The 6,732-nt window shown below is 64.5% G+C and carries 6 protein-coding genes; 2 read left to right on the top strand and 4 right to left on the bottom strand.

Features of this window, described 5'->3' with window-relative positions:
* From WAN02_RS19520 to WAN02_RS19505, 4 genes are all read right to left on the bottom strand, one after another.
* Positions 1-431 (bottom strand): IclR family transcriptional regulator (locus WAN02_RS19520; RefSeq protein WP_422265885.1); only part of this gene is annotated, 431 nt, incomplete at its 3' end.
* A 135-nt stretch (positions 432-566) separates the two neighbouring features.
* Positions 567-2,033 (bottom strand): FAD-dependent oxidoreductase, encoded by a 1,467-nt coding sequence (locus WAN02_RS19515; protein WP_422265882.1) that lies wholly within the window; start codon positions 2,031-2,033, stop codon positions 567-569.
* Positions 2,030-2,938, bottom strand: coding sequence for a biphenyl-2,3-diol 1,2-dioxygenase (gene bphC / locus WAN02_RS19510; protein ID WP_422265881.1), 909 nt, complete (start codon positions 2,936-2,938; stop codon positions 2,030-2,032). Before bphC ends, WAN02_RS19515 begins: the two co-directional genes overlap by 4 nt.
* A gap of 9 nt (positions 2,939-2,947) precedes the next feature.
* A complete protein-coding gene (locus WAN02_RS19505; protein WP_422265880.1) occupies positions 2,948-4,132 on the bottom strand; it encodes an acyl-CoA dehydrogenase family protein in 1,185 nt (394 codons plus the stop codon).
* Between the two features lie 166 nt (positions 4,133-4,298).
* On the opposite strand from WAN02_RS19505, the gene WAN02_RS19500 reads away from it, so the two are divergent.
* Together WAN02_RS19500 and WAN02_RS19495 are read left to right on the top strand one after the other, a co-directional pair.
* Positions 4,299-5,906 carry a flavin-containing monooxygenase gene (locus WAN02_RS19500; protein WP_422265879.1) on the top strand — a complete coding sequence of 536 codons (1,608 nt, stop codon included), beginning with the start codon at positions 4,299-4,301 and terminating at the stop codon, positions 5,904-5,906.
* 45 nt (positions 5,907-5,951) lie between these two features.
* Positions 5,952-6,728 (top strand): glucose 1-dehydrogenase, encoded by a 777-nt coding sequence (locus WAN02_RS19495; protein WP_422265878.1) that lies wholly within the window; start codon positions 5,952-5,954, stop codon positions 6,726-6,728.
* Positions 6,729-6,732 lie beyond the last annotated feature (4 nt).

Below are 6,732 nucleotides of genomic sequence, written 5' to 3'. Positions count from 1 at the left end.
GCGGTACAGTGCGCGGGCTGACGAGCGCCAACACGGGTCGGCAGCCCGCCAATCATCCGGTCGCCCACCTTCTCGAGGTAGACGACATCCGCTCCGTCCAGGACCGCAAGGTGTACGACAAGCCCAGTGGCACGGTGCAATTCGGCGAGAAGCGGGCCAGCCGCCCGCACCAGGCGATCCTGATGCACAGCCAGCGATCCCAGCTCCACCAGCCGCATGCCCAGCTCGTAGTCGCGACCGCTGCGGCGCAACCAGCGCAGCTGTACCAGGCGGTCGAGCATCCGGTGTGCCGACGAGCGCGGCAGGCCGGTGCGACGGACGATCTGTGCCAGCGTCAGCCGTCCCGGTCCCTCGAATGCATCGAGGACCAGCGAGATCCGGTCGATCACGGCGGTGGGGGTGGCTGGTTCGACGGTCGCGACGGCTTCCATGGTCATCGGCTTCTCCCATCTCTCTATTCCTGAGTGGTATATGACTATTAGTAATACATCATCAACGTGGCCGTTGTCACTAGGCACGCAGAAACTGCCGCGAGAAGGCGGTCGGGGAGGCAGGGTCAGCGCAGGTCAGGCCTTGGCTGCGGAGCGTCCTGCCCGTCGACCGTAGAAGCTGCCGTCACCGAGCGAGACGCCACTGGCATAGCCCCACGCGGCAAGGCCGGCGGTCGACCGGCCCGCAGCGAACAGTCCCGGGATCGGCTCTCCGCTGACATGCAGGACCTCGGCCTCCAACGTGGTGGCGAGCCCGCCGAGGGTAAAGCCACCGGTGCTTTCCCGCAGATCAACGGCGCCGACGGGTGAACCGATCGGCTTCACCCACTCAGGCTTCTTGTGCAGTAGCGGATCCTCGCCGCGCGCGGCGCCGTCGTTGTAGGCGGCCACGGTGGCCTGCAGTGAACCGAGCGGCAGGCCGATGTCGCCTTCCAGGTCGGCAACGGTATCGGCCACCCAGGTCGCCGGCCGCAACATCAACTTGGGCGACCAGGAGTTCATCGCCTCCTCCTGCGCATCGCCGTCGATGATCAGGTACGCGATGTTGTCTTGCTGGTACAGCGTGAGCTGGCCAATGCGGCCCGGATAGGTGTCCTCGGCGACGTAGCGCTGACCGCGGCCATTGACCAAGATGCCGCGCACCAGTTGCTGGGGGTCGATGAAGATCGCGACTTCGGTGGCGTCCATGTGGGCCAGATCGGCGCCCAGCGCCTGGGCCATCCGGATCGCCTGACCGTCGTGCTGTTCGATCGACGCGGCCGGGCGCCCGGCGATGCGCGGCGCGAACTGCGCCACCATCGCATCGTTGTAGGCGAAGCTGCCGGTCGCCAACACCACGCCGCGGCGCGCCCGGATCGTCATCTCATTTCCGTACTGGCGGGCGCGGATTCCGACGACCCTGCCGTCGGATTCGATGATCAGGCGCTGCGCCCGCACGTCGTAGAGCGCCCGCGCGCCGGCCGCCGTCGCCGTGTCGACCAAGGGCTTCATCAGCATGTAGCCGGCGCTGGCCTCACCCTGTTTCTTGTTCTGCATCTGCGGAACGTGCCCACGTGGCGCCGGGGTGGCAATGGTGTTGAACGGATAGGCGTTTTCGCCGCCGCTGTACATCAGACCTTGGTCGCCCATCGGCTCCCAGCCGGGCTCGGAGAAGAACTCCGCCTTGAAAGGCACACCGCACCCGACGAGCCAGTCGAAATGGGCAACGCTGCCGGCGCAGTAGTCGGCGATTCGGTTCTCGTCGGCGCCGGGTCCCATCGCCACGTTGAGGAAGGCCGCCATGTTGTCCACGGAATCGGTGAAACCGCAGGCTTTTTGCAGTGCGGTGCCGCCACCGAGGTAGATGAAGCCACCGGCCATCGCTGCGGCGCCGCCCCAGGATCCGGTGCGCTCGAGTACCAGGACTTCTGCGCCGGACCGGCTTGCCTCAACCGCTGCCGCGGCGCCGGCCACGCCGTAACCAGCGATCACAACGTCGGCCTCGTGGTCCCGTGAGCTGATCGATGACGCCATAACCGGCGTCACGTCGGCATCGGGTTTCATAGCCGCATGGCCGCCGGCATCTCGCCGACCCACTGATGGCCCCAGTAGCTGTCTGCCGTGATTTCCTCGGCGGTGTAATAGGTTTCGTCGACCCGCATGCCATCGGTGCCGAATTCGATGTCCCAATCCCCGGGCGCGCGGACATAGAACGACACCATCTTGTCATTGGTATGGCGGCCCAGGGTGGAAGACAATCGGAAACCCTCGGCATTGACTCGGTCAAGTGCCTGGCCGACCGCATCGAGGGTGTCGACCTCGACCATGATGTGGACCAAGCGTGGGTCACGTAGGTGCGCGGCCGGCACGATGGCCAAGCTGTGGTGCCGTTCGTTGATGCCGAGGAAGCGCACCCGCACCGGGCCGAATTCCTTTGGCAGTGGAACACGGAACGCGCCGCGGGAGCGAAAACCCAGCACCTCCGTGTAGAAGTCGAACAGCCCGTTGGGGTCGGTCGCCGGCACGACGACATGACCCAACCCCTGGTCGCCAGTCACGAATGTCGCGCCAAAAGGGGTGATGACCGGGCTGTGGTCGAGCACCGCACTGTGGAAGACCTCGACTGCGGTGCCGGCCGGGTCTTCGAAGGTGATCACCTCTTCCACCCGTCGCGTCTCGGCCTCGTCGACGGACAGCTGCTTGAATGGCACTCCTGCACCGTCGAGGGCTGCTTTCACACGCTGCAGCGCTGGGTGGTCGCGCACTTCCCAACCCACGGCGAGCACACGATCGGTCTCACCGGGCACCACGATGAGCCGGGCCGCCCGCTCATCCGTCCGCAGATAAAGCGCCGACGGGTCAGGTCCCCTGCCTTCGGCGAATCCCAGGACGCCGAACGCGAATTGCCGCCAGCGGTCGACATCACTGGTCGAAATGGTGATGTAGCCAAGGCTTTTCATGTCAGTCACGCCTGCCTCCTAGATCAGGGCCCGCAGCGGACCGTCGGGTGGATCGACACCCAGTGAACTCAGCGCTGCCGCGTGGTATGTGGTGCCGGGAACATGGATGGCGTGCAGCTGGCCGACATGCACGTCACGCCAGTAGCGCTGCAGTGGCTTGTCCATGCGGGCGGCGTTGCCGCCTGATCGGGCGAAGATGTCGTCGACCGCCGACACCGCGCGCCATACCGCACGAACCTGGGTGCGGCGGCCCGCCGCCCGGTCGGCGAACGACACCTCCTTGCCCGCAGCGACCATGTCGTAGATACGGTCGGCGTTGGCCAGCAATTCCTGGCGGGCCGCGTTGATGTCGGCCGCGGCCTCGCCGACGGCGTACATGACGTAGGGATCATCCTTGATTGCGGTTCCGGTGGCGCCGACCCGGGACCGCTGGTAGTCCAGGTGGGCGGCCAGTGCTCCCTCGGCGATGCCGATGGTTGCCGCGGAAATACCTAAAGGGAACATCGTTGACCACGGCATCAGATACAGCGGCTCGGTCATGCCTGCCTCACGCTGGGCGGTGCCGTCCATCACCTTCGTCGCGTTCATGGTCCGATAGGTCGGAACGAATGCGTCCTTCACGATGACATCCTTGGAGCCAGTTCCCCTTAGCCCCACAACATTCCACGAGTCCTCGACGATCTCGTAGTCCGCGCGTGGCAGGATCATGTGCAACATCTGCGGCGGCATCAACGGTATGCCCTTCTCATCGCCGAGCATCGCCCCCAGGATGATCCAGTCGCAATGGTCGGTGCCGGAGCTGAACTGCCAGCGTCCATTGAAGATGTAGCCGCCGTCGACCGGCTTGGCCACTCCCTGTGGCGCATATGGGGAGGCCATCCAGGTGTCTACGTCATCGCCCCATACCTCGGCGGCCACCTTTGGATCGGCATAGGCCAGCTGATAGGGGTGCACGCCCACCACACCGACGATCCAGCCGGCCGCCGGATCGAGCGCCGCCGTCGCCATTACCGTCTCGGCGAACTCGCGCGGGTGGGCCTCGAACCCCTGGTAACCCTTCGGCTGCAACAGGCGGATCAACCCGGCCGCCTTCATCCCTTTGACGGTGTCGTCGGTGAGCCGGCCGATTTTCTCTGCTTCTGCGGCCTGGTCACGCAACTGGTCGGCCAGATCCATCACTCGGTCAAGTACGCGTTCACTCATGTTGTCGTCCTCAAGTATTTGGGCTTATTCATGGTCTACCGCAGTCAACGGTCGACTCGCTGCCGATCCCGGTGAGCGGACGGAAATACTTCAAGAAACAATTGCAGCGTCCAATGACCGGGAAAGCGCGATGGCGGCAAGTCGGCCTTACCTACAGTGAACCCTTGTGAAGCAAGATGAACCCCTGGACGCACTGGTGGTGGGCGCCGGGTTCGCCGGTCTGTATGCCCTGCACAAACTGCGCGCGCAAGGGCTCTCGGTCCGGGTGGTAGAGGCCGCTTCCGAGCTGGGCGGCACCTGGTACTACAACCGGTATCCAGGCGCGCGCTGCGATGTCGAGAGTGTCGACTATTCCTACTCGTTCTCCGACGAACTGCAGCAAGAGTGGAACTGGACGGAAAAATACGCCACCCAGGCCGAGATTCTCAGCTACCTGAACTGGGTCGCCGACAAACTCGACCTTCGTCGCGATATCACGTTCAATGCCCGGGCGGTCTCGGCGGTGCTCGACGAGTCGGCGCTGTGTTGGACCGTCAGCACCGAAAGCGGTGAGGTGCTGAAGGCCCGCTTCTGCCTGATGGCGACCGGGCCGTTGTCGGCCGCAATGACCCCGAATTTCCCCGGCCTAAAGACCTTCGCGGGCGAGATTTACCACACTGCGCACTGGCCCCATGATCCCGTCGACTTCACCGGCAAGCGGGTTGCGGTCATCGGCACCGGATCCTCTGGTATCCAAACGATTCCGATCATCGCCGAGCAGGCGGCGCACCTGTACGTCTTCCAGCGCACCCCCAATTACAGCGTCCCGGCCGGCAACAGGCCACTCTCCGTGAAGGATCTCGACGAGATCAAGGCAACCTACCCAGAGCGGCGCCGGGTGTCCTGGCGCAGCGGCGGCGGGTCGCCGCACATCACCGCGCCCCGGCCGACGCTGGAGTTCACTCCGGACGAGCGTCGCGCGGCGTACGAAAAGCGTTGGCAACTAGGTGGTGTTCTGTACTCCAAAACCTTCCCGGACCAGCTGACCGACATGGCGGCCAACGAAGAAGCCCGGAAGTTCTATGAGGAGAAGGTTCGCGCGGTCATCGACGATTCGGCCGTCGCTGACCTGCTGATTCCCAACGACCATCCGATTGGAACCAAGCGGATCTGCACAGACAGCAACTACTTTCAGACCTTCAACAAACCCAACGTGACCCTGGTCAGCGTGCGCGCCACCCCGATCGAATCCGTCGACGCCACAGGTATCAACACCACCGATACCCACCATGACCTCGATATGATCGTGTTCGCAACGGGTTTCGATGCGATGACTGGGGCGTTAGCCCAGATCGACATCGTCGGCCGTGACGCCGCGAGGCTGCGCGACGACTGGGCGCACGGCCCACGCACCTACCTCGGGCTTGGCGTCGACCGGTTCCCCAACCTGTTCTTGATCTCGGGCCCCGGAGCGCCGGCGGTGCTGGCGAACATGGTGCTGCACGCGGAGGCGCATGTGAACTGGATCGCGGATGCCATCGCCTATCTCAACGAACACGGCTACGCGGCAATGGAACCGACCCGGGACGCCGTGGACGGCTGGTGCAGCGAATTGGCCCGGCGGGCCGACGAATCGCTGTTCACCAAGGCCAACTCGTGGTACATGGGCGCGAATGTTCCTGGAAAGCCGCGGGTTTTCATGCTTTTCATCGGCGGGTTCGCGGCGTACAACGACATCTGCGCCGAGGTCGCCGACGCTGGATACAAGGGATTCTCTCTGGCGAAGATTCCTTGACGGCAGCGGGCAATCAGGACGCAGGAATTATGGAAAGCGATTGCGATGCAGAATAATTCAGGTCAGTTGGCCGGAAAAGTCGTGCTGATCAGTGGTGGCGCAGGAGGGCTCGGGGCGGCGTTCGCGCGGCACATCCTCGCCCGTGGCGGCAGTGTGGTGCTCGCTGACCTGCTCGACGACGAGGGCAGCCAACTGGTCGGGGAACTCGGACCGCAGGCGCGTTACGTCCATCTCGATGTCACCGATCCGGAGCAGTGGTCGGCCGCAGTGCAGTTCACCCTCGACGAGTTCGGCTCGCTCAACGGTCTGGTCAACAACGCCGGTGTGTCGACCGGGCAGTTCCTCGAACACGAACCCCTCGCACACTTCCGGAAGGTGTTGGAAATCAACCTGGTCGGGGTGTTCAACGGTCTGCAGGCGGTGATCAAGCCGATGCGCTCGGTGGGGGGTGGGTCGATCGTCAACATCTCGTCCGCTGCGGGGCTGTTCGGTTTGGCGTTCACCGCGGGCTACGGGGCGTCGAAGTGGGGAGTGCGCGGATTGTCGAAGATCGCCGCCGTCGAATTGGGGCCCGAGCGAATCCGGGTCAACTCGGTGCACCCGGGTATGGCCGCCACCCCGATGACCGCCAATATCGGCGTCCAAGTCGGTGAGGGCAACTACCCCAATCTCCCGATGGGGCGTATCGCGGTGCCCGAGGAGATCGCCGGCGCGGTCGGGTATCTGCTGTCGGACGACGCCGCCTACGTGAACGGTGCGGAGATCGCCGTCGACGGTGGGTGGACTGCGGGGCCGACTCTGAAATACGTTATGGGCCAGTAGTACT

It is taken from the genome of Mycobacterium sp. (genome assembly GCF_049281135.1).
In the GTDB taxonomy this organism is placed as follows: domain Bacteria; phylum Actinomycetota; class Actinomycetes; order Mycobacteriales; family Mycobacteriaceae; genus Mycobacterium.
This window is presented reverse-complemented; position numbering and strand designations above follow the sequence as displayed.